This window comes from Pseudomonas oplopanacis, assembly GCF_057128725.1.
The window spans coordinates 188,150-211,666 of the sequence record NZ_JBSKHV010000011.1 but is presented as its reverse complement, the minus strand read 5'-3'; the positions used below and the strand labels follow the sequence as shown (position 1 = coordinate 211,666).

The window sequence follows — 23,517 nt, the reverse complement described above, 5'->3', positions numbered from 1 at the left end:
GCCCCGGTTACTTAACTTTTTGCTTGAAGCCTCAACCTACGCGGTAGTTTGGCGCTTCTTTGGTGATTTGTACGTCGTGCACGTGGGACTCGGCCATGCCAGCGCCGGTGATCCGCACGAACTCAGGCTTGGTGCGCATTTCTTCGATGTCGGCACTGCCGGTGTAGCCCATCGAGGAACGCAGGCCGCCCATCAGTTGATGGATGATGGCGCTCAGGGTGCCCTTGTAAGGAACACGCCCTTCGATACCTTCCGGAACCAGCTTCTCGGCGCCTGCCGAGGAATCCTGGAAGTAACGGTCGGAGGAACCTTGAGCCTGGGACATGGCACCCAGCGAACCCATGCCACGGTAAGCCTTGTACGAACGACCCTGGAACAATTCGATCTCGCCCGGTGCTTCTTCAGTACCGGCGAACATCGAGCCCATCATCACGCAGGAAGCACCGGCGACGATGGCCTTGGACAGGTCACCGGAGAAACGGATGCCGCCGTCGGCGATCAACGGAACGCCAGTGCCTTCGAGGGCAGCGGCGACGTTGGCGATGGCACTGATTTGCGGGACGCCGACGCCGGCGACGATACGGGTGGTGCAGATCGAGCCAGGGCCGATACCGACCTTGACCGCGTCAGCGCCAGCTTCGGCCAGGGCCAGAGCGGCAGCACCGGTGGCGATGTTGCCACCGATGACCTGCACTTCAGGGAAATTCTGTTTGACCCAGCGAACGCGGTCGATCACGCCTTTGGAGTGACCGTGAGCGGTGTCGACCACCACCACGTCAACGCCGGCACTGACCAGGGCTGCGACGCGGTCACCGGTGTCTTTACCGGTGCCGACCGCAGCGCCTACACGCAGACGACCTTGATCGTCCTTGCTGGCCAGCGGATATGCCTTGGCTTTTTCGATGTCGTTGACGGTCATCATGCCTTTGAGGGCGAATTTGTCGTCGACGATCAGTACGCGTTCGATGCGGTGTTTGTGCAACAGCTCGCGGACGTCGTTCTTGTCGGCGCCTTCCTTGACCGTGACCAGACGCTCTTTAGGCGTCATCACTTCACGGACGGAGACGTCCATGCGGTTCTCGAAGCGCACGTCACGGGAGGTGACGATGCCGACCAGGTCGCCATCGTGCAGTACCGGAACGCCGGAGATGTTGTGCATGCGGGTCAGTTCGAACAGTTCACGAACCGTGGCGTCAGCCTCGATAGTGATCGGGTCCTTGACCACGCCGGCTTCGTAACGCTTGACCTTACGCACTTCGGCAGCTTGCTGCTCGATGGTCATGTTCTTGTGGATGATGCCGATGCCACCTTCCTGAGCCATGGCAATTGCCAGACGGGCTTCAGTAACGGTGTCCATGGCGGCAGAAACCAGAGGAATATTCAGCTCGATGCCACGGGTTAGGCGGGTCTTGAGACTGACTTCGTTAGGAAGTACCTCGGAATAACCGGGCACTAGGAGAATGTCGTCGAATGTCAGAGCTTCTTGGCTGATACGCAGCATCGCGGGGGCTCCCGAGCGGGAAAATGGAAGCGCGCCATTATAGTCAGACACCCCCTCGGGTTCAATGTAAAACTCTGTCTATTATTAGCATTACTGATATACGGGAATTCTCGGGGCCTACAACTCGACTTTGACCCAACTCACCGGCTGATCCAGCCAATCGGCAAATTCGTCGATAAAGTTCTGCTTGAACCCGGCTTCTGCCCAGTTGTTGAAGATGAATCCGAGGTTGGAAAAACCGCACTCCTGCAAGAACAGGAATCCGTTGATGTCATCTTCATGCCCGCATTCTGGACAGGTGAAGTTGTCGGTGCGGCCGGGCATCCAGTCTTCCAGGCTTTCGAACAGCGCTTCGCCGACTTCCTTGCGGCACTCGGCGCAGCCCGCCTCGCTCAGGAAACCTTTGGCCGGCGTGTAGATGCAGCGCTTGGTGATGATCTCCAGGCCATTGACCGGCTCGCCAAATGGCAGCGCTTCGGGGTGCAGCACTACAGCGCGGGCACCGTCGGCGATGGCGTGGCCCATGCGATTGCCCGTGCGGCCGCAGGTGGTCAGTTCTTCCTTGATGATGTTCTTGCGCACCAGCCACCGCACGACCGCCCGGGCCCGGGGTTCGTGCACTGGCAGCGTGGAGATTTTCGGGACGATGATGCTTTGGGAGTTCATGGTGCGGCCCTACAAATTCTGAATGATCACCCTTGTGGCGAGGGAGCTTGCTCCCGCTCGGCTGCGCAGCAGTCGTAATCCAATGCATGCAGTGTGCCTGACACACAACATTGCAGGTTTTGGGGCCGCTTCGCAGCCCAGCGGGAGCAAGCTCCCTCGCCACAGGGACTGCGCCGGGCAGCTTAATCCCTGAGATATTCCGGTCAAGTACTCAGGTAACGCCCGATCAAGGCAATCCCGCTGGCCAGCACCAACCAGGTCACCAACCGCACAAACGCCTCGCGGGATAACCTCATGGTCAACCGCCGCCCGATCCACAGCCCCAAGGCCATGGCCGGCAACAAACACAGGGCCAATACCAACAAGGGTAGCTCGGCATACACACCTGCGACGGCAAACAGGCTCAGGCGCACCACCGTGCTGCAACTGATCAGCGCGCTCTGGGTCGCGCGGGCCGCCTCTTTGGGCAGGCGACTGTTCAAATAGATCGCATATAAAAAGCCGCCACTGCCAAACAATGCCCCGAACATCCCGCCCACCGTGCCCATCGGCACCGCCCACGCGGCGGATAACTGTGTCGGACGGGTTTTGACCCACAGGCTGTAAATCGCATAGGCGCTGATAAACAGCCCCATGAGCAGCAGCAACACGTCGGATTTCAGGTTCAGCAGAAAGATCACCCCCAACGTGCACCCCACCGCCATGCATGGAAGTAACCGCAGCAACTCGGGTTTCGCCACATCACGTCGTGAGGGCAGCAGATTGCCGAACGCGGCGACAAAATCCAGCAGCACCAGCAATGGCACGATCTTCGACAGCGGCATGAACAGAATCAGAATCGGCCCCGCCACCAGCGCGGTGCCGAAGCCGGCGATGCCAAACACGATATAAGCCAGAGCGATGCCCAGCCCGATGATCAGCCAATCCGTTGTGCCGAAGGGCCATTGGTTGAGAAATTCCAACATATTCACTCCATGTCTTCCTTGAATACCGGGGCTGGACTTTACCCCTGTGGGAGCGAGCCTGCTCGCGAATACGGATTGACTTTCAGCATTGCAGTGGCTGACACACCGAATTCGCGAGCAGGCTCACTCCTACAGGGGGAATTTCGTTGGGTCATGGAGATTGATCGCCGAATGCCTTTAAACTGCGCCCCATGATTAAAGATCCCTTTGCAAGACTCGGCCTGGACCGTGAAGTCCTGACTGTCAGCCAGCTCAACGGCCGCGCGCGGGTGTTGCTCGAAGACGTGTTCAGCAATATCTGGGTCGAAGGCGAAATCTCCAACCTCGCCCGCCCGGCGTCCGGCCACGTGTATTTCACCCTCAAGGACAGCGGCGCCCAAGTGCGTTGCGCGCTGTTCCGGCAGAACGCTGCGCGGGTTCGCCAAGCGTTGAAGGATGGCCTGGCGGTCAAAGTCCGCGGCAAGGTTTCATTGTTCGAGGGACGTGGCGACTATCAGCTGATCCTCGACACTGTGGAGCCGGCCGGTGACGGCGCGCTGCGTTTGGCCTTCGATGCGTTGAAGGAAAAGCTCAGCGCCGAAGGCCTGTTCAGCGCCGAGCGCAAAGTGCCGCTGCCGGCGCATCCGCAACGCATCGGCATCATCAGTTCGCCGACCGGCGCGGTGATCCGCGACATCATCAGCGTGTTCCGCCGCCGTGCTCCGCAGATCCAGCTGACGTTGATCCCCACTGCCGTGCAAGGTCGCGAGGCTACCGCGCAGATTGTCCGCGCACTGAAACTGGCCGACGCCCGTGGTTTCGACGCGCTGATTCTGGCCCGTGGCGGTGGCTCGCTGGAAGACCTCTGGTGCTTCAACGAAGAAGCCGTAGCCCGTGCCGTTGATGCCTGCGTCACGCCGATTGTCAGCGCTGTCGGCCACGAAACCGATGTGTCGATCAGTGACTTCGTCGCTGACGTTCGTGCCCCGACGCCCTCCGCTGCCGCCGAACTGCTCGCCCCGGATTCCAGCGATCTGGTGCGTCGGGTCGAAAGCCTGCATCGCCGACTGGTGATGCGCATGCGTGACCGTTTGATGCGCGATCGCCTGCGTCTGGAAGGCATTTCCCGGCGCCTGCGCCATCCCGGCGAACGTCTGCGCCAGCAAGCGCAGCGTCTGGATGATCTGGACATGCGCATGCGTCGCGCCTTCGAGCGCAGCCTCAACACCCGTCGCGAACGTTTGATTCGCCTGGAAACCCGCCTCGCCGGGCAACACCCCGGCCGGCAATTGGCGATGCTCCGCCAGCGCCTCGACAGCCTTGCCGAACGCCTGCCACGTGCGATCCGCGAAGGCCTGAAGTCGCGGCGCCTGCAACTGCAAAGTCAGGTGCAGACGCTGCAAGTGGTCAGCCCGTTGGCAACCCTGGCTCGTGGTTACAGCATTTTGCTCGACGAGCGCGGTAACGCGATCCGCAGCGCCGAGCAAACCCACAACGGTCAGCGCCTCAAGGCCAAACTCGGCGACGGCGAACTTCAAGTGCGGGTCGAAGACAATCACCTGACGCCTGTCACCCTTTCTTTACTGGATTGATCCATGCCGCGTTTTCTAGCTCCGCTGCTGTTGCTGTGCCTGACCTTCAACGCCCACGCCGACAGCTACATCACTCGCCTGTTGAACAAACCGGTGCCGGGCGGCGTGGCCGTGGTGGATCTGGGCACCGCTGCCCAGGCGCCGAAAGCCAGCTATCAAGGCAAACCGGTGCTGGTGGTCAAGGAACAGAACAACTGGCTGGCGATTGTCGGCGTGCCGCTGACCGTGAAGCCGGGCACGCAGCAGATCAGCAGCAGCGGTCGCAGCCTGAATTTCACCGTCGGCAACAAGAAGTACCCGGAACAACACATCACCCTGAAGAATACGCAGCAGGTCAATCCGAACCCGGACAACCTCAAGCGCATCGAAGGCGAACTGGCCGAGCAGATCCAGGCCTACCGCAGCTTCAGCCCGAACACACCGAGCAACCTGCTGCTGGACAAACCGGTCAACGGGCCGCTGTCGAGCAAGTTTGGTGTGCGCCGTTTCTTCAACGGTGAAGAACGCAACCCGCACGCAGGGCTGGACTTCGCTGTGCCGGCGGGGACGCCGATCAAGACGCCGGCCGCGGGCAAGGTGATTCTGATCGGCAACTACTTTTTCAACGGCAACACGGTGTTTGTCGATCATGGGCAAGGCTTTATCAGCATGTTTTGCCACATGTCGAAAATCGATGTGAAGGTCGGACAGCAGTTGGCGCGTGGCGGGGTGGTGGGCAAGGTCGGTGCGACTGGCCGGGCGACCGGGCCGCATATGCACTGGAATGTCAGCCTGAATGATGCGCGGGTGGATCCGGCGATTTTTATCGGGGCGTTTCAACCTTAATAGTTGTTGAGGCTACTGGCCCCTTCGCGAGCAGGCTCGCTCCCACATTTGATCTGTGGTGTACACACATCCACTGTGGGAGCGAGCCTGCTCGCGAAGGCGGCAAAACAGACACCACCTATTCCGCCTCAAGATCCTCGATGCCATGGGCTTCCCGGTCCGCCAAACAATGCCTGACCCACTCCTGCGTCTCCGCCGAAAACCCCGCCAACTCCTCAGCCGTAATCAACTCCCGCGCACACAACCCGAGCAAGTGCGACTGCGCCTCATGCCGTGAAAACCTGAATACACCAAACGCCCAGTACAGCTCCTTTTGCCTGGACTGAAGCAGCTCTTCAGTGGCTTCAATCCGATCATAAGGCTCCAGGCTTTTATCCAGCACCGTGCGCTCGACCTCCTCCATGATCCGGATACACATCCGCTCATGAGCCAACGGCCGCAGCGCGCTATAACGCTTCCAGTCCGACTCGTTCATGTCCGACTCCTGCCATGATCAGGCTTTAAGCATAGCCGTGCCCAAGAGGCCGACGTCGCAATTCTCCAATTGCGCAGTGCTCAAACCTCGCGCAATCATCCAGACAATCACTGCCATTCAAAGCAATAAAATCTCGATAAATTCGGCTTTCCGGGTATTCCTCTCAATTTTTTTCGACTGCTTGCCATCCTTCACCCCCAAGGTTAGGGTTGAAGGCATGAAAACCTTTCACACCCTCATTCAGCTTCGCCAGCACCGCAGCCTGTGCCTCGTCAGCGCACGACTGCCAGGCTGAATCGCGGTGCCTCGCCCCACGCTTTTCCCCAAGAACATTTGATCCACCGGCAGGCCGCCTTTTTTCGGCCAACACAATAAGGATTCCCCCGATGAGCATGCTCAAAGACCCGTCTTCGAAATACCGCGCGTTCCCGACCATCGACATCCCGGACCGCACCTGGCCGTCGAAGACCATCACCGCCGCGCCGATCTGGTGCAGCTCTGACCTTCGTGATGGCAACCAGTCCCTGATCGAGCCAATGGACGCGGTCAAGAAGCTGCGCTTCTGGAAAACCCTGGTGTCGGTCGGCGTGAAAGAAATCGAAGCGTCGTTCCCGGCCGCTTCGCAAACCGACTTCGACTTCGTACGTACCCTGATCGAAGGCAACCACATCCCGGACGACACCACCATTCAGGTGCTGACCCAGGGCCGTGAAGACTTGATCGAACGCACCTTCGAATCCCTGCGTGGCGCGAAGAAAGCCATCGTTCACCTGTACAACGCGACCTCCCCTTCTTTCCGCAAGATTGTCTTCAATCAGGACAAGGACGGGATCAAGGAAATCGCCGTGAGCGCGGCCAAGCTGTTCGTCAAATACGCCGCCCAGCAGCCGAACACCGAGTGGACCTTCGAGTACTCGCCAGAGACCTTCAGCGCCACCGAACTGGAATTCGCCAAAGAAGTCTGCGATGCAGTGATCGAGGTCTGGAACCCGACGCCTGAGCACAAGATGATCCTCAACTTGCCTGCCACCGTCGAATGCGCCACCCCGAACATCTACGCCGATCAGATCGAGTGGTTCGGTCGTCACATCAACCGTCGTGACAGCGTGATCATCAGCCTGCACACCCACAACGACCGTGGCACCGGTGTTGCCGCTACCGAATTGGGCTTGATGGCCGGTGCCGACCGTGTCGAAGGCTGCCTGTTCGGCAACGGCGAGCGTACCGGTAACGTCGACCTCGTGACCGTGGCACTGAACCTGTACACCCAGGGCATTCACCCTGAGCTGGACTTCTCCGACATCGACGGCGTGCGCAAAGTCGTCGAAGAGTGCAACCAGATCCAGGTGCACCCACGTCACCCATACGTCGGCGACCTGGTGCATACCGCGTTCTCCGGCTCCCACCAGGATGCGATTCGCAAAGGCTTCGCCCAGCAGAAACCGGACGCCTTGTGGGAAGTGCCGTACTTGCCGATCGACCCGGCCGACATCGGTCGCAGCTACGAGGCGGTAATCCGCGTCAACAGCCAGTCGGGCAAAGGCGGTATCGCGTACCTGCTGGAACAGGAATACGGCATCAACTTGCCACGCCGCATGCAGATCGAGTTCAGCCAGGTCGTACAGCGCGAAACCGATCGCCTGGGCCTCGAGATGACCGCTCAGCAAATCCACGCGCTGCTGCACAGCGAATACTTGCAGGCCAACACCCCGTACGCGCTGGTCAGCCATCGCTTGCAGGAAGAAAACGGTCACAGCGCCGTGGAAGTGGAAGTCTCCAGCAAAGGTCAGGGCGAAACCAACCTGCACTGGCGCGGCAAGGGCAACGGCGCACTGGAAGCCCTGGTGGCCGGCCTGCCGATTCCGGTGGAGATCATGGACTACAACGAACACGCGATTGGCGCGGGCACCAATGCCAAGGCTGCGGCCTACATTGAACTGCGTGTGAACGGCGAGCGTGCGGTGCACGGTGTGGGTATTGATGAAAACATCACCACGGCCAGCTTCAAGGCCCTGTTCAGCGCGCTGAACCGCTCGCTGAGCCAGCCGGAAGCGAAAGCGGCGTAAGCGTTCGCTGAAATGCAAAAGGCCCCAAGGTGTGAACCTTGGGGCCTTTCGTTTGCCTGTGATTTTTGTGTTGTCTGTCGTGGCCTCTTCGCGAGCAGGCTCGCTCTCACAGTAGAGCTGGGGTGCACATAAGAGTTGCGGTCACACAGATCCAATGTGGGAGCGAGCCTGCTCGCGAAGAGGCTGGGTCAGGCAGCGAAAATCTCAGGTGAATTCGAATGAATCCGCATCCAGATTCGCCGGGAAACGCGTGCGATAAGCCTGCAGATCCGCAGCGTTCAGCACTACCTGAAACACGCCGTCGGCTTCACCGGCACTGAGCAGGGTTTCGCCCTGGAAATCCAGCACCTGACTGTCACCGGTGTAGGCAAAACCTTTGCCATCGGTGCCGATGCGATTCACCGCGGCCACGTAGCAGAGGTTTTCGATGGCCCGCGCCGGCAGCAATCGGTTCCAGTGCTGACGTCGCGCCCCCGGCCAGTTGGCGGTGTACAGCAGCAAATCGGTGTCGTGCGCATCGCGACTCCAGACCGGGAAGCGCAGGTCGTAACAAATCAGCGGCCGCACGCGCCAGCCCTTGAGTTCGAACTGCACCTGACGCTCTCCCGGTGTGTAGTGGTTATGCTCGCCGGCCATGCGAAACAGATGGCGCTTGTCGTAATGCCACACCTCCCCGTCCGGCCGCGCCCACAGCAGGCGATTGCGATGACTGCCGTCTGCGGTTTGAACGATGATGCTGCCGGTGATGACCGCGTCGAGCTTCGCCGCCTGAGCGCGCAGCCACTTGCTGGTCGGACCGTTTTCCGCCTCCGCCAGCGTTTGCGACTCCATGGAGAAACCGGTGGTGAACATCTCCGGCAGGATGATCAGGTCCGCACCGCGCGCCTGCTCCAGCAACTGCTCGAAATGCTCCAGGTTGGCTTGCCGGTCATGCCAGGCCAGCGTGGTCTGGATCAGCGCGACATTCAGGTTGGGCAATGCACTCAGATCACGCATAGTTTTGCCGCTGCTTCACGCAGGGTCTCCTCGCGTTTGGCGAAGCACAGGCGCACCAGGCGCTGGCCTTCGGGTGGGGTCTGGTAGAACACCGAGATCGGGATGCTCGCCACGCCATGTTCGCGGGTCATCCACAACGCCATTTCGACGTCATTGAGGTCCGGGCGGATCTGCGAGTAGTCGACCAACTGGAAATAGGTGCCGGTCACGCGAGTGAAACTGAAGCGCGATGGCGTCAGTAAATCGCAGAACAGATCACGCTTGGCCTGATAGAAACCTGGCAACTCTTCGACGTGTTCCGGGTGCTCGGCCATGAAGTCGGCCAGGGCGAACTGCAGCGGCGTCACGCCGCAGAAACTGACGTATTGATGCACCTTGCGCAGTTCGGCGGTGAGTGCCGGTGGAGCGACCACGTAGCCGGTTTTCCAGCCGGTAACGTGATAAGTCTTGCCGAAGGAACTGACCACGAAAGCGCGCTGATAGAGCTCTTCGTGATTCAACACGCTGACATGCGGCACGCCGTCAAACACCAGGTGTTCGTAGACTTCATCGCTGACCAGATAGATGTCGCGACCCCGAATCAGATCCGCCAGCTGATCCAGCTCGGCCCGGCTGATCAGCGCCCCGCTCGGGTTGTGCGGCGAGTTGAGCACGATCATCCGCGTGCGCGGGGTAATGGCGTCAGCCAGTTTCTGGAAGTCGATGGCGAAATCATTCAGCCCGAGCTGCACATGCACGCAGCGTCCACCGGCCAGTTCCACCGACGGCTCATAACTGTCGTAGCAAGGATCGAACACGATCACTTCGTCGCCGTTGTGGATAACCGCCTGAATCGCACAGAAGATCGCCTGGGTGGCGCCGGGAGTGATGGTCACTTCGTGATCGGCATCGACGTTGACGCCGTAGCTGCGCGCGATCTTCGCCGACACTTGCTGGCGCAGCGCCGGCAGGCCGGTCATTGGCGAATACTGGTTATGGCCATTGGCGATATGCCGGCCGACCGCATCGCACAGGGCTTGCGGGGCATCGAAATCGGGAAAACCCTGGGACAGGTTGATCGCCCCGGTTTGCGCCGCGAGTTGAGACATCTGAGTGAAGATAGTGATGCCGACATTCGGCAGCTTACTGGTGATCATCGGTGATTCCCTGCTCTACACCCGGCTCTAACGGCGGCGCGGGAGAGCCCGAGGATAGCCCATCCGGCGCCCATAAAAAAAGGGCGCCAATGGGCGCCCTTCTTCTAATTGATCGTTCCTGCGCGGGAGCGTGGGAACGACCGACTAAAGCTGCTTCTATTTCTTGTCGCGGCGCTTTTTGTCGGCCTTTTTGTGGTGCGACATCATGCGACGCTTCTTGTTGACCTGGCGGTCGGTCAGCGTGGTCTTTTTGCCTTCGAACGGGTTCTCGCCGCCCTTGAACTCGATGCGGATCGGCGTACCGACCAGCTTCAAGACCCGACGGTAAGTGTTTTCCAGGTAACGAACGTAAGACTTCGGTACCTTCTCGATCTGGTTACCGTGGATCACGATGATCGGCGGGTTCGCACCACCCAAGTGGGCGTAACGCAGCTTGATCCGGCGGTTGTTGACCATCGGTGGCGCGTGCTCACCGACCGCATCTTCCAGAATCTGGGTGAGGCGGTTGGTCGGCCAGCGGGTCACGGCGGACTTGAACGAGTTCTGTACCGAGGCGTAGAGGTTGCCCACGCCCGTGCCGTGCAGGGCCGAGATGAAGTGGATGTCGGCGTAGTCAACGAAGAACAGTCGACGTTGCAGTTCGACCTTCACGAAGTCGCGCTCGCTCGGCGTCATGCCGTCCCACTTGTTGATCGCGATAACCAGCGCACGACCCGACTCAATGGCGAAGCCCAGCAGGTTGAGGTCGTGGTCCACCACGCCTTCGCGCGCGTCCATGACGAAGATCACCACGTTGGCGTCTTTGATCGCTTGCAGGGTTTTGACCACGGAGAATTTTTCAACTTCTTCGTGGATCTTGCCGCGCTTGCGCACACCGGCGGTGTCGATCAGCGTGTACTTTTCGTCGTTACGCTCGAACGGGATGTAGATACTGTCGCGGGTGGTGCCTGGCTGGTCATACACGATCACCCGGTCTTCACCGAGCATGCGGTTGACCAGGGTCGACTTGCCGACGTTCGGGCGGCCGATGATGGCGATCTTGATACCGTCTTTTTCACTTGGGCCAGGAATGCGCTTGGCTTCCTCGCCTTCGGCAACGATCTCTTCCTCGCCTTCTTCCTGCTCGTCATCGTCTTTCGGGAAGTCGCTCAGGGCGATTTCCAGCATCTGGGTGATGCCACGACCATGAGCACCGGCGATAGGGATCGCGTGGCCCATGCCCAACGGGGCGAACTCGGCGCGGGCCATTTCAGGGTCGATGTTGTCGACCTTGTTGGCAACCACATAAGAACGCTTGTTACGTTTGCGCAAATGCTCGGCGATCATCTGGTCGGCGGCGGTGAAACCGGCCTTGGCATCTACCAGGAACAGAACGACATCCGCTTCTTCAATGGCCAGCAGCGACTGCTCGGCCATTTTTTCGTCCATACCGTGCTCGTCACCGGAGATACCGCCGGTGTCGACCAGAATGTAGGAACGCCCTTGCCACTTGGCCTCACCGTATTGGCGATCACGGGTCAGACCGGACAAGTCGCCGACGATGGCGTCACGAGTCCTGGTCAGGCGGTTGAACAAGGTGGACTTGCCGACGTTCGGTCGGCCCACCAGGGCGATTACGGGAACCATGCGGCTCTCCACTTCGTTATTTCAGAAAATACAAAAGCCGCTGCGAGGCAGCGGCTGGTGCTCGGGGCAGCGCTTGAGGGCGCTGCGAACCCCGTCAAACGGGGCTGCCTGGGGTTTAACCCCAAGCATAGTCAAACCTTTACTTAATGGTCAGGGCTTCCAGTTTGCCGCTGTTGCCATACACATAAATCGTGTCACCCACCACCAGCGGACGGGCACGCAGGCCGTCGCTGTCGATGCGCTCGCGACCGACGAAACGACCGTCCACCTGGCTCAGCAGGTGCAGGTAGCCTTCCATGTCGCCGACTGCAACGTAGCTGGAGAACACTTCCGGAGCCGACAGTTGACGACGGGCCAGCGAGTCGTTGCTCCACAATGCAGTGGTGGAACGCTCGTCAACGCCTTCAACCGTGCCCGCAGACAGGCTCACGTAGACGTTGCCAAAACCCTGGGCGACACCGGCATAGCTGGAAGCATCACGCTGCCAGAGCTGACGACCGCTTTCCAGGTCCAGTGCCGCAACGCGACCCTGATAGCTGGCAACGTACAAAGTACCGCCGGACAGCAACAAGCCGCCGTCGATATCGACCACACGTTCCAGCTCCGAACGACCTTGTGGAATTGCTACTCGCTGTTCCCACACCGGCACGCCGTTGGTGATATCGAGAGCAACCACTTTACCGGTCGACAGGCCAGCCAGCGCAAGGCGGTTGGTGACGATCGGTGCGCTGGTGCCGCGCAGGGTCAGGACCGCAGGGGTGCTGTCATACAACCAGCGCTGGTTGCCGGTCGCGGCATCCAGACCGATCAGACGGTCGTCCTGAGTCTGGACCACAACCACGTCACCGTTGTTGGCCGGCGGTGCGAGGACTTCACTGGACACGCGAGCGCGCCATTTCTCTTCACCGTTGATCGCGTCCAGGGCAACGATTTCGCCTTTGAGCGTACCGATCATGACCAGCCCGTAACCCACGCCAACGGCGCCGGAAACAGGCAGTTCGAGATCTTTCTTCCATTTGACGTCGCCATTGCTGCGATCCATCGCGACCACCACGCCAGTGACGTCGGCAGCATAGATGGTGTCGCCATCAATCGCCGGTACCAGCATGTTGTAGGTTTCGCCCTGACCGTCACCGATCGAACGACTCCACTGCTTGTGCAAGACCACTTCTTCTTTGAAGTCGACGAGCTCGGCAGGCGGCAATTCTTTTTTGCTGTTGCTGCTGCAACCCGCGGCCAAAATGGCCAGGGCCAGCAATGCTGCATGTTTCCAACGAATCACGTCACGCATCCCCTTTGGCCAGATCGTCCAGCTTGATTTGTAGGCCGCCGACCGCCGCTTCATCCGACAGGGCTGCCTTGGCTTTTTGATACGCCTTGTTCGCTTCGTCGGTACGACCCAACTGCACCAGCAGGTCGCCTTTGAGTTCTTCGCGAGTGGCCAGGAATGCTTTGTCGGCATCGCCTTCGAGCAGTTTCAGGGCTTCATCGGCCTTGTTCTGCGCGGCCAGTACCTGCGCCAGACGCTGACGGGCGATTTCACCCAGCGCCGGGTTGGCCGGTTTGGCGACAATGGCTTTCAGCTCGGTGGCGGCGTCGTCCAGCTTGGCGCTGTCGACCGCGACTTTCGCCACGAACAGGCTGCCGTATTGCGCGTAGGCACTGCCGGCGAACTCGCTGTTGAGCTTGCCAGCCAGGTCGGCAACACGGGCTGCGTCAGGCTTGCCGTCAGGCGTCAGCGTGGTTTCGAGCAGTTGCTGATAGAGCATCGAGGCGCCTTGCGACTGATTGCTCTGATACTTGTGAAAGGCCTGCCAGCCGAACACGATGACCAGCGCCAACAGGCCGCCAGTGACCAGGGGCTTGCCGTTGCGTGACCACCAGTCCTTCAAATCCGCCAAATTTTCGTCTTCGGTACTCGACACCCCAATACTCCTTAATCGCTAATTCGGCTGTTTGACAGCTTCAACCCTGCACGACGCAGGTGGCCAGGTGTGCAGCAAGCGCATCCCAGGCAATGCTTTGTTGTTCGCCCTGGCCACGCAGGGGTTTGAAACCTACCACTTGCTGGGCCATCTCATCGTCACCGAGGATCAGCGCATACAGCGCACCGCTCTTGTCGGCCTTCTTGAACTGGCTTTTGAAGCTGCCGGCGCCGGCATTGACTTGCAGGCGCAGGTTGGGCAATTGATCACGAACACGTTCACTCAGGGTCAGGCCGGCGAGTTCCGCCGCTTCGCCGAAGGCGCAGAGGTAGACGTCGACCTGACGGGAGATTTCTTCCGGGATCTGCTCCAGGGTCTCAAGCAACAGCACCAGGCGCTCGATGCCCATGGCGAAACCAACGCCAGTGGTCGGCTTGCCGCCCATTTGCTCGACCAGACCGTCGTAACGACCACCGGCACACACGGTGCCTTGGGCGCCCAACTTGTCGGTGACCCATTCGAAAACGGTCTTGCTGTAGTAATCCAGCCCGCGAACCAGCTTCGGGTTGATCACATAAGGAATGCCGGCGACGTCCAGACGAGCCTTCAGGCCCTCGAAGTGCACGCGGGACTCATCGTCCAGGTAGTCGGCCATTTTCGGCGCGTCGACCAGGATCGCTTGAGTGTCGGCGTTCTTGGTATCCAGAACCCGCAAAGGGTTCGTTTTCAGACGGCGCTGGCTGTCTTCGTCCAGCTTGTCCAGATGCGCGGACAGGAACTCGACCAGCGCTTCACGATAGCGACCACGCGATTCGGCAGTGCCCAGGCTGTTGAGCTCGAGCTTGACCGCATCACGGATGCCCAGCTCGCCCCACAGGCGCCAGGTCAGCACGATCAGCTCGGCATCGATGTCCGGACCGTCGAGGTTGAACACTTCGACACCGATCTGGTGGAACTGGCGATAACGACCTTTCTGTGGACGCTCGTGACGGAACATCGGGCCGATGTACCAGAGTTTCTGCACCTGGCCACCGCCGGTGATGCCGTGCTCTAGCACTGCACGCACGCACGCAGCCGTGCCTTCCGGACGCAGGGTCAGGGAGTCGCCGTTGCGATCTTCGAAGGTGTACATTTCTTTTTCGACGATGTCGGTCACTTCACCGATGGAGCGCTTGAACAGCTCGGTGAACTCGACGATCGGCATGCGGATCTGCTTGTAACCGTAGTTATCCAGCAGACGCGAAACGGTGCCCTCGAAATGACGCCACAGGGGAGTCTGTTCGGGCAGGATGTCGTTCATGCCACGAATGGCTTGCAGAGACTTGCTCACTTTAAATCCTTAAATTCGTTCGGCTCTTCAGTCGGGCTCAGCCGCGGGCGATGACTGCCGCGTCGGCTTTGACCTTCTCGGCCGCTTTCTGGCGGATCAAACGTTCAAGCTCATCCACCAGATTGTCATTCGTCAGTTTCTGCGACGGCTTGCCGTCGATGTAAATCAGGTTGGGCGTGCCGCCGGTCAAGCCGATATGGGCTTCCTTGGCTTCACCCGGCCCGTTGACCACGCACCCGATGACCGCGACATCCAGCGGCACCAGCAGGTCTTCGAGGCGCCCTTCCAGCTCGTTCATGGTCTTGACCACATCGAAGTTCTGCCGCGAGCAGCTCGGGCAGGCGATGAAGTTGATGCCACGGGAACGCAGATGCAGGGATTTGAGAATGTCGTAGCCGACTTTCACTTCCTCGACCGGGTCAGCCGCCAACGAGATGCGAATAGTATCGCCAATCCCTTCGGCGAGCAGCATACCGAGGCCCACGGCGGATTTCACTGTGCCTGAGCGCAAACCACCCGCTTCGGTGATGCCCAGGTGCAGCGGCTGGACGATTTCCTTGGCCAGCAGGCGGTAGGCTTCGACGGCCATGAACACGTCGGAGGCCTTCACGCTGACCTTGAAGTCCTGGAAATTCAGGCGTTCGAGGTGCTCTACGTGGCGCAGGGCAGATTCGACCAGCGCCGCCGGAGTCGGCTCGCCGTACTTCTTCTGCAAATCTTTTTCCAGGGAACCGGCGTTGACGCCGATACGGATCGGAATCCCGCGATCACGGGCGGCATCGACCACCGCGCGGACGCGGTCTTCGCGACCGATATTGCCCGGGTTGATCCGCAGGCAGTCCACACCCAACTCGGCCACGCGCAAGGCGATCCGGTAGTCGAAGTGGATGTCGGCGACCAAGGGCACTTTAACCAGTTGCTTGATCTTGCCGAAGGCTTCGGCGGCATCCATGTCTGGCACGGAAATGCGCACGATGTCGACGCCAGCGGCTTCCAGACGATTGATCTGGGCCACGGTGGCGGCGACGTCATTGGTATCGCTGTTGGTCATGCTCTGCACAGCGATAGGCGCATCGCCGCCAACAGGCACGTTACCGACCCAGATCTTGCGGGATTCGCGACGTTTGATTGGAGATTCGCCGTGCATGACTTATTGACCCAACTTCAGGCGAGCAGTCTCGCCACTGGTGAACGGAGCGACATCAACCGCCTGACCGTTGTAGCTGACCTGCGCGCCACGGGCAAAGCCCAGGCGCACGGCAAACGGCGGCTTGCCGCTGACGGAAACGCTATCGCCTTTACGCTTGAGACCACTCAACAGCACCTTGCCGGAGCCATCGGTCACTTGCGTCCAGCAATCGGCGGTGAACTGCAGCTGAACCTGACCCTGGCCGGCCACTGGAGCCGTTGTGGTCGGAGCGGAAGCAGTCGGAGCAACCGGAGCGGTCACTACCGTTGCGGGAACCGCTGGAACAGCCGGCGCCGGAGCAGTCGGTGTTGCAACCACAGGGGCAGTGCTGTGCGCTGGAGCGGCAGCAACCGGCGCGGCGTTGTGCGTCGGAGCTACCGGTGCCGGTGCTACCGGAGCAGCAGGCGCGGTTGCTTCAGCTTCAGCCGGTGCCTCAGTGGAGGTCTCGGCTTGTGGCAATGCCAGCGAAGTAGAGCCTTCAGCCTGACCTTCCGCGACGGCCTGGTCTTCCGGCTCGTCCAGCGGATGGATCTGGGTGGTGCCGTCGGCGCCTTCCACTTCTACGTGTTCAGGGGCGAGGCCGATCGACTCCTTGGTGCGCTGCGAAGTTTGATCCTGCCACCAGACAAATCCGCCACCAATCACAGCGATCAGCAACAACAGGCTGACGATGCGCAAAATAGTATGGGAAACCCGCACCGGCTCTTCGATACGCCCCAGGCTGTGAACGCTGCTGCCCTGGGAATCGGTGCCAGTGGACTGGTCGAACTGCTGGACAAGAACGGCCTGGTCCATGCCCAACAACTTGGCGTACGCACGGATATAACCGCGAGCAAAGGTATGCCCTGGCAGCTTGTCGAATGCGCCGGCTTCAAGATTGCTCAAGGAGGTAACGGTGAGGTTGAGCTTGAGGGCCACTTCGGCCAGCGACCAGCCATTGCTTTCGCGGGCCTGGCGCAAAGTCTCACCGGGGTTAACGCGATTCGCTGCTACAACTTCGGGATGCGCCGCTTTCATCATTGCTCCGACAGGTATTGCTGATATTCCGGCGTACCGGGATAGAGTCGTTTTAGTTGTAGGCCTGCACTTGCGGCCTTGTCGCGATCTTCGAACACGTTTGCCAGCCGAACGCCGAGCAATAGACTACGTGCATTTTGCTCGGCCAGCAGGCTAAAACGATCGTAATAGTCACGCGCGGGCACATAATGCCTGTCTTCGAAGGACAACTCAGCCATTTCGAGCAGTGCACGAGGCTGTTGGCGATTCAAACGCAGGGCTTTTTCAAGTTGCTGCTGTGCAAGATCACGCTCGCCCAGCTTTGAAGCGGTCATGCCCAGGTTCTCGAATACTCGCGAACGCTCAGGATACAGCGTATCGGCGGCGGCCTGTTCAAAGCGCTCGTACGCCTCTTTGTAGCGTTTTTCCTCGAACAGGAAACTGCCGTAATTGTTGAGGATTCGTGCGTCGTTAGGGCGGGAAGACAGCGCCTTGCGGAAATGCTGGTCGGCCAGTTCCGGCTCCATTTCGGCCTGGAACACCAGACCCAGCGCCGCGTTGGCATCAGGGTCCGAGTCATCCAGCTCCAAAGCCTTTTTCAGCGGGACTTTGGCACGCTCGGTCATGCCCTGCTGCAAGTACCCCAGCCCCAGCTGTACATAAGCCACACGCGCTTCATCGCGCCCCTTGCTGGTCTTCATCGGGTTGAAATCGCCCGACAGGACACAACCAGTACATAGACTGGCCCACAGCAAAAGCAGCGCGAAGCGCAGGGACATAGAGATCCTCTCTTTAATTATTTCGCAACGTTTGTAGCCATATCGTTTTCGGCGCTCAACTCGCGCACGGCGATATAACGTTCGCTGCGACGGGTGCGATCCAGCACCTGCCCTACCAATTGGCCACACGCGGCATCGATGTCTTCACCGCGGGTGGTGCGTACGGTGACATTGAAGCCTGCATGGTGAAGCTGATCCTGAAACCGGCGAATCGCGTTGTTGCTCGGGCGCTCGTAACCGGAATGCGGGAACGGGTTAAACGGAATCAGGTTGATCTTGCACGGGATGTTCTTGAGCAGCTCGATCATCTCAACGGCGTGTTCAACCTTGTCGTTGATGTCCTTGAGCAAGGTGTACTCGATGGTCAGCACGCGCTTTTCGCCCAGGGACGACATGTAGCGCTGGCACGACTCGAGCAGCATCTTAAGCGGATATTTCTTGTTGATCGGCACCAATTGGTTACGCAATGCGTCATTCGGTGCGTGCAGCGACAACGCCAGGGAGACGTCGATGTGCTTGGACAGCTCATCGATCATCGGTACCACGCCGGAGGTCGACAGGGTCACACGGCGTTTGGAAATGCCGTAGCCCAGGTCGTCCATCATCAGGTGCATGGCCGCGACGACGTTGTCGAAGTTCAGCAGCGGCTCGCCCATGCCCATCATCACCACGTTGGTGATGGCACGGTCGGCGGTCGCCGGGATGCTGCCAAACGACTTATTGGCAATCCACACCTGACCGATGACTTCGGCGGCGGTGAGGTTGCTGTTGAAACCTTGCTTGCCGGTGGAGCAGAAACTGCAATCCAGGGCACAGCCTGCCTGGGACGAAACGCACAGAGTGCCGCGTTTGCCCTGGGGAATGTACACGGTCTCGACGCAGCTGCCGGACGCCACGCGCACCACCCACTTACGGGTGCCGTCGGTGGAAATGTCCTCGCTGACCACTTCAGGACCGCGAACTTCAGCAATCACCTTGAGCTTGTCGCGCAAGGCTTTGCTGACGTTCGTCATGGCGTCGAAATCATCGACGCCAAGGTGGTGAATCCATTTCATTACCTGACCGGCACGGAAACGCTTCTCCCCGATCGAGTCGAAGAATTTTTCCATTTCCTGTTGAGTCAGACCCAGCAGGTTGGTTTTTACAGTCGATGTAGTCATGGATTCACCTTCACTCTTAAGCCAATGCTTAGCGAGTGGTTACTTCAGTAGCTGCGAAGAAGTACGAGATTTCGCGAGCAGCAGCGGCTTCGGAGTCCGAACCGTGTACAGCGTTGGCGTCGATGGAGTCAGCGAAGTCAGCGCGGATGGTACCGGCAGCAGCTTCTTTAGGGTTGGTAGCGCCCATCAGCTCACGGTTCAGAGCGATAGCGTTTTCGCCTTCCAGAACCTGAACAACAACCGGGCCGGAGATCATGAAAGCAACCAGGTCGCCGAAGAAACCACGAGCGCTGTGCTCAGCGTAGAAGCCTTCAGCTTCAGCTTTGGACAGTTGCTTCAGTTTCGAAGCTACAACGCGCAGGCCTGCTTTTTCGAAACGAGTGGTGATCTCGCCGATGACGTTTTTAGCAACAGCGTCAGGCTTGATGATGGAGAAAGTACGTTGAACAGCCATGGTGTAACTCCAGAAACGGTAATTTGTGAAAAATTAAACCCGCGAATTATACGCGGGTTCTTGGGTATTGCCTAACCTGCAGCGTGGCTCAGTCGCGTTCTTCGATCCAGTTGGCCTGAATGGCCTCCAGGATCTTTTCGCCACAATGCTCAGGCTTGTCGTCGAACTCGGGCAATTCCATCACCCATTTGCGCAGATCGACGAAGTTGACCGATATAGGGTCAACATCGGGCTTGCTTTCAGCCAGCTGGATCGCAATCTCCAGCACATCAGTCCACTTCAGACTCATGACAATTCCTTGAATCAGTGCGGCGCTTCGGCTGCGTGGTTGAGCGAGTACTTCGGAATTTCGACGGTCAGGTCTTCAGTACCGACTCGGGCCTGACACGCCAGGCGGGACTGAGCCTCCAGCCCCCAAGCCTTATCAAGATAGTCTTCTTCCAGCTCGTCAGCCTCTTCCAGCGAGTCAAAGCCTTCACGAATCAGGCAATGGCACGTGGTGCAGGCACAGACGCCGCCACAGGCACTTTCCATCTCGATATGGTGCTCATGCGCCAGTTCGAGGATGGACGTACCGGTCTCAGCCTCCACAACCATGCCTTCCGGGCAAAACTTCTCGTGTGGCAGAAAAATGACCTGCGGCATCGTTATTCCTCAATCTCGTTCAGGTTGCGCCCCGCCAGCGCGGCTTTCACCGTCGAGTCCAGGCGGCGGGCAGCAAAGGCATCGGTCACTTGCGACAGACGCTTGGTCTGCTGCTCGATGGCGTAACCATCGGAACCTTTCATCAGTTCGGTCAATTCCTGCACTTGCATGTCGATGACCAGACGCTCTTCGGTGTCGAGCAAGCGCTCGCCATCAGCCTCCAGAGCCGCTTGTACTGCTTCGATCAGGCGTTGTGCGTCGACTTGCTGCTCACGCAGTACACGAGCGACTTTGTCGTCATTGGCGTGCTGGAACGAATCCTTGAGCATTTTGGCGATTTCGCCGTCTGTCAGACCGTAGGACGGCTTGACCTGAATGCTCGCTTCAACGCCCGAACCCAATTCACGGGCCGAAACACTGAGCAGACCGTCGGCATCGACCTGGAAGGTCACGCGAATCTTCGCCGCACCGGCCACCATCGCCGGAATGCCACGCAATTCAAAACGTGCCAGGGAGCGGCAGTCGCTGATCAGCTCGCGCTCACCCTGCAATACGTGGATCGCCATGGCCGACTGGCCGTCTTTATAGGTCGTGAAGTCCTGGGCGCGAGCGACAGGGATGGTGGTGTTGCGCGGAATCACCTTCTCCATCAGGCCGCCCATGGTTTCCAGCCCCAGGGACAACGGAATCACGTCGAGCAACAGCAGTTCATCGCCATCGCGCTTGTTGCCGGCCAGCGTATCGGCCTGGATCGCGGCACCGATGGCCACCACTTGATCCGGATCGATTTCGGTCAGCGGCTGACGACCAAAGGCTTCAGCGACCGCTTCGCGAACGCGAGGCACGCGGGTCGAACCACCGACCATGACCACCGCGTGCACTTCTTCCAGTTCAACACCGGAATCACGCACTGCGCGGCGGCAGGCTTTGAGGCTGCGAGCGACCATCGGCTCGATCAGCGCATCAAAGGCTTCGCGGGTCAGTTCGGCTTTCCAGCCGCCATGCGCCACTTCCACCGACGATGCGGTGGTCAGTGCTTCTTTGGCGGCGCAGGCTGTTTGCAACAGTTGACGCTGCGCGCCCGGATCGAGGTCGGCGGACAAACCGGCGCTCTCGATGATCCAGCCAGCAATCGCGTGATCGAAGTCATCGCCACCCAGCGCGCTGTCGCCGCCGGTAGCCAGGACCTCAAACACACCGCCGGTCAGGCGCAGAATCGAAATATCAAAGGTGCCGCCGCCCAGGTCATAAATGGCGACCAGGCCTTCAGCATGCTGATCCAGACCGTAAGCCACAGCAGCGGCGGTTGGCTCATTGAGCAAACGCAGCACGTTCAGACCGGCCAGTTTGGCCGCGTCCTTGGTGGCTTGACGCTGTGCATCATCGAAATAGGCTGGAACGGTGATCACCGCGCCGACCAGCTCGCCACCCAACGTCGCTTCAGCACGCTGACGCAGCACTTTGAGGATATCGGCGGAGACTTCGACCGGGCTTTTCGGCCCCTGCACGGTGTCTATGAACGGCATGTGCGATTCGCCACCGACAAAGCGGTACGGCAGTTGATCGCCCAATTGCTTGACGTCGGACAGACCACGACCCATCAAGCGCTTGACCGACAACACGGTGTTCAAGGGATCTGTGGCGGCAGCCAGTTTGGCGGATTCGCCCACTTCGACGCGATCAGCGTGATAGCGCACGGCAGACGGCAGGATGACCTGCCCGTCAGCGTCGGCCAGAGGCTCGGAAAGACCACTGCGCAACGCAGCGACCAGCGAATTGGTAGTGCCCAAGTCGATCCCCACAGCCAGACGACGCTGGTGCGGTTGAGGACTTTGGCCGGGTTCGGCGATCTGCAGTAGGGCCATTGGTATCAGGACTTATCTGTATATCAGGCGTGCGACCGGAGCGGCACTGGGTTAATCGTCGAGGCGCTCTTCTAACTGGCGCACTTCGTAGGTGAGCTTGTCGAGGAACTGCATGCGCCGCATCAGGCGTTCGGCCTGCTCACGGTGCGCCGCATCATTCCAACAAGCCGCGAAGCTTTGGTTCAGTACATCCTGGGCGGTTTTCAAGCGACGCTTGAACGCTGCAACACCGGCCAGATCGGCACTGTCTTGCAGGTCTTCGAGCTCTTCACGCAGCTCCATCTGCTGCAGCAAAAACTCCGGGTCATGCACCGTGACCTCCAGCGGCAGCTCACCACCGTTCAAGGCGAGCAAATAACGCGCGCGCTTGGGCGGACTTTTGAGCGTCTGGTAGGCCTCGTTGAGGCTCGCGGATTGCTCTAGCGCCAACCGCTGCTCACGCTCGGAAGCGTCAGCAAAGCGGTCCGGATGAACACTGCGCGCCAACTCACGGTAGCGCGTAGCCAGCTGGTCGAGGTCCAGATTGAAACTCGGTTGCAGCTCAAATAAAGCGAAATGACAAGGAGTACCCACGACAAGCCTCAGATGTTGAAGCTTTCGCCGCAGCCACATTCACCGCGTACGTTGGGGTTGTTGAACTTGAAGCCTTCGTTCAACCCTTCCTTGACGAAATCGAGCTCGGTGCCGTCCAGGTAGGACAGGCTTTTCGGGTCGATAATCACTTTTTCACCGTGACTTTCGAACACCTGATCCTCTTCAACCACCTCGTCGACAAACTCCAGCACGTAGGCAAGGCCGGAACAGCCTGTGGTGCGAACACCCAGACGAATCCCTTCACCTTTGCCGCGCCCGTCGAGGGAGCGCCGCACGTGTCGAGCAGCCGCTTCTGTCATGCTGATAGCCATCGGTGACTCCTTACTCGTCGCCAAAACCTGAAAGTCAGATCAAGCCTTTCTTCTGCTTGTAGTCACGAACGGCCGCTTTGATAGCGTCTTCTGCGAGCACGGAGCAGTGGATTTTCACTGGCGGCAGGGCCAGTTCTTCAGCCAGCTGAGTGTTCTTGATGGTCTCGGCTTCGTCCAGGGTCTTGCCCTTCATCCACTCGGTAGCGAGGGAGCTGGAGGCGATAGCCGAACCGCAACCGTAGGTCTTGAACTTGGCGTCTTCGATGATGCCTTGCTCGTTGACCTTGATTTGCAGGCGCATAACGTCGCCGCACGCCGGAGCGCCGACCATGCCGGTGCCGACATCAGGGTCTTCCGCGTCCATCTTGCCGACGTTGCGCGGGTTTTCGTAGTGGTCGATGACCTTTTCGCTGTAAGCCATGATGCTTAATCCTCACTCATC

Annotated in this window: 24 protein-coding genes; 3 read left to right on the top strand and 21 right to left on the bottom strand. The window is 59.5% G+C overall.

The window, feature by feature from the left end; all coding sequences use genetic code 11:
• Window positions 1-31: 31 nt before the first annotated feature.
• The 3 genes from guaB to ACWKV5_RS21580 all read right to left on the bottom strand — a co-directional run bounded on the left by guaB (window position 32) and on the right by ACWKV5_RS21580 (window position 3,138).
• The gene (gene guaB / locus ACWKV5_RS21590; protein WP_483842914.1) at window positions 32-1,501 is read right to left on the bottom strand and encodes an IMP dehydrogenase; all 1,470 of its coding nucleotides are present in this window, start codon (window positions 1,499-1,501) and stop codon (window positions 32-34) included.
• Between the two features lie 117 nt (window positions 1,502-1,618).
• The gene (locus ACWKV5_RS21585) at window positions 1,619-2,167 is read right to left on the bottom strand and encodes a sugar ABC transporter ATPase (RefSeq protein WP_483842913.1); all 549 of its coding nucleotides are present in this window, start codon (window positions 2,165-2,167) and stop codon (window positions 1,619-1,621) included.
• Window positions 2,168-2,370: 203 nt separating this feature from the next.
• Window positions 2,371-3,138, bottom strand: coding sequence for a sulfite exporter TauE/SafE family protein (locus ACWKV5_RS21580; protein ID WP_483842912.1), 768 nt, complete (start codon window positions 3,136-3,138; stop codon window positions 2,371-2,373).
• Window positions 3,139-3,323: 185 nt separating this feature from the next.
• On the opposite strand from ACWKV5_RS21580, the gene xseA reads away from it, so the two are divergent.
• Window positions 3,324-4,703: an exodeoxyribonuclease VII large subunit gene (xseA, locus tag ACWKV5_RS21575; protein ID WP_123435013.1), complete on the top strand. Its 1,380-nt coding sequence runs from the start codon at window positions 3,324-3,326 to the stop codon at window positions 4,701-4,703.
• Between the two features lie 3 nt (window positions 4,704-4,706).
• A complete protein-coding gene (locus tag ACWKV5_RS21570) occupies window positions 4,707-5,528 on the top strand; it encodes a peptidoglycan DD-metalloendopeptidase family protein (protein ID WP_483842911.1) in 822 nt (273 codons plus the stop codon).
• 118 nt (window positions 5,529-5,646) lie between these two features.
• On the opposite strand, the gene ACWKV5_RS21565 is transcribed toward ACWKV5_RS21570, so the two are convergent.
• Window positions 5,647-6,003 (bottom strand): hypothetical protein, encoded by a 357-nt coding sequence (locus tag ACWKV5_RS21565; protein ID WP_483842910.1) that lies wholly within the window; start codon window positions 6,001-6,003, stop codon window positions 5,647-5,649.
• A gap of 386 nt (window positions 6,004-6,389) precedes the next feature.
• On the opposite strand from ACWKV5_RS21565, the gene leuA reads away from it, so the two are divergent.
• Window positions 6,390-8,069: a 2-isopropylmalate synthase gene (gene leuA / locus ACWKV5_RS21560; RefSeq protein ID WP_483842909.1), complete on the top strand. Its 1,680-nt coding sequence runs from the start codon at window positions 6,390-6,392 to the stop codon at window positions 8,067-8,069.
• Between the two features lie 204 nt (window positions 8,070-8,273).
• Here leuA and ACWKV5_RS21555 read toward each other — a convergent pair whose 3' ends face one another.
• From ACWKV5_RS21555 to iscU, 17 genes are all read right to left on the bottom strand, one after another.
• Window positions 8,274-9,065, bottom strand: coding sequence for an amidohydrolase (locus ACWKV5_RS21555; protein WP_483842908.1), 792 nt, complete (start codon window positions 9,063-9,065; stop codon window positions 8,274-8,276).
• Window positions 9,053-10,201 carry a pyridoxal phosphate-dependent aminotransferase gene (locus ACWKV5_RS21550; protein WP_483842907.1) on the bottom strand — a complete coding sequence of 383 codons (1,149 nt, stop codon included), beginning with the start codon at window positions 10,199-10,201 and terminating at the stop codon, window positions 9,053-9,055. The genes ACWKV5_RS21555 and ACWKV5_RS21550 overlap by 13 nt, the downstream gene beginning before the upstream one ends.
• Window positions 10,202-10,357: 156 nt before the next feature.
• Complete coding sequence (gene der / locus ACWKV5_RS21545; protein WP_483842906.1) at window positions 10,358-11,827, bottom strand: ribosome biogenesis GTPase Der; 1,470 nt, start codon at window positions 11,825-11,827, stop codon at window positions 10,358-10,360.
• Window positions 11,828-11,966: 139 nt separating this feature from the next.
• On the bottom strand, window positions 11,967-13,118 hold the full coding sequence (bamB, locus tag ACWKV5_RS21540; protein ID WP_483842905.1) for an outer membrane protein assembly factor BamB: 1,152 nt from the start codon (window positions 13,116-13,118) through the stop codon (window positions 11,967-11,969).
• Window positions 13,111-13,752, bottom strand: a complete 642-nt coding sequence (locus tag ACWKV5_RS21535) for a tetratricopeptide repeat protein (protein WP_483842904.1) — start codon at window positions 13,750-13,752, stop codon at window positions 13,111-13,113. The genes bamB and ACWKV5_RS21535 overlap by 8 nt, the downstream gene beginning before the upstream one ends.
• Before the next feature lie 40 nt (window positions 13,753-13,792).
• Window positions 13,793-15,082, bottom strand: coding sequence for a histidine--tRNA ligase (gene hisS / locus ACWKV5_RS21530; protein ID WP_483842903.1), 1,290 nt, complete (start codon window positions 15,080-15,082; stop codon window positions 13,793-13,795).
• A 37-nt stretch (window positions 15,083-15,119) separates the two neighbouring features.
• A complete protein-coding gene (ispG, locus tag ACWKV5_RS21525) occupies window positions 15,120-16,229 on the bottom strand; it encodes a flavodoxin-dependent (E)-4-hydroxy-3-methylbut-2-enyl-diphosphate synthase (RefSeq protein ID WP_477803228.1) in 1,110 nt (369 codons plus the stop codon).
• A gap of 3 nt (window positions 16,230-16,232) precedes the next feature.
• A complete protein-coding gene (locus ACWKV5_RS21520) occupies window positions 16,233-17,288 on the bottom strand; it encodes a RodZ domain-containing protein (RefSeq protein ID WP_483842902.1) in 1,056 nt (351 codons plus the stop codon).
• A complete protein-coding gene (gene pilW, locus ACWKV5_RS21515; RefSeq protein WP_483842901.1) occupies window positions 17,288-18,046 on the bottom strand; it encodes a type IV pilus biogenesis/stability protein PilW in 759 nt (252 codons plus the stop codon). Before pilW ends, ACWKV5_RS21520 begins: the two co-directional genes overlap by 1 nt.
• A gap of 17 nt (window positions 18,047-18,063) precedes the next feature.
• Window positions 18,064-19,206 (bottom strand): dual-specificity RNA methyltransferase RlmN, encoded by a 1,143-nt coding sequence (gene rlmN, locus ACWKV5_RS21510; RefSeq protein ID WP_483842900.1) that lies wholly within the window; start codon window positions 19,204-19,206, stop codon window positions 18,064-18,066.
• Between the two features lie 28 nt (window positions 19,207-19,234).
• Window positions 19,235-19,660, bottom strand: coding sequence for a nucleoside-diphosphate kinase (gene ndk / locus ACWKV5_RS21505; protein WP_007916882.1), 426 nt, complete (start codon window positions 19,658-19,660; stop codon window positions 19,235-19,237).
• A gap of 88 nt (window positions 19,661-19,748) precedes the next feature.
• Entirely contained in the window at window positions 19,749-19,949 is a 201-nt protein-coding gene (gene iscX, locus ACWKV5_RS21500) for a Fe-S cluster assembly protein IscX (RefSeq protein WP_483842899.1), read from the bottom strand.
• Between the two features lie 14 nt (window positions 19,950-19,963).
• A complete protein-coding gene (gene fdx / locus ACWKV5_RS21495) occupies window positions 19,964-20,305 on the bottom strand; it encodes an ISC system 2Fe-2S type ferredoxin (RefSeq protein WP_483842898.1) in 342 nt (113 codons plus the stop codon).
• A 2-nt stretch (window positions 20,306-20,307) separates the two neighbouring features.
• Window positions 20,308-22,170, bottom strand: a complete 1,863-nt coding sequence (hscA, locus tag ACWKV5_RS21490) for a Fe-S protein assembly chaperone HscA (protein WP_483842897.1) — start codon at window positions 22,168-22,170, stop codon at window positions 20,308-20,310.
• 51 nt (window positions 22,171-22,221) lie between these two features.
• Complete coding sequence (hscB, locus tag ACWKV5_RS21485) at window positions 22,222-22,743, bottom strand: co-chaperone HscB (protein WP_027922751.1); 522 nt, start codon at window positions 22,741-22,743, stop codon at window positions 22,222-22,224.
• An 8-nt stretch (window positions 22,744-22,751) separates the two neighbouring features.
• Window positions 22,752-23,075, bottom strand: coding sequence for an iron-sulfur cluster assembly protein IscA (gene iscA / locus ACWKV5_RS21480; RefSeq protein WP_123435026.1), 324 nt, complete (start codon window positions 23,073-23,075; stop codon window positions 22,752-22,754).
• Between the two features lie 34 nt (window positions 23,076-23,109).
• Entirely contained in the window at window positions 23,110-23,496 is a 387-nt protein-coding gene (iscU, locus tag ACWKV5_RS21475) for a Fe-S cluster assembly scaffold IscU (protein WP_003443374.1), read from the bottom strand.
• Window positions 23,497-23,517: the final 21 nt, after the last annotated feature.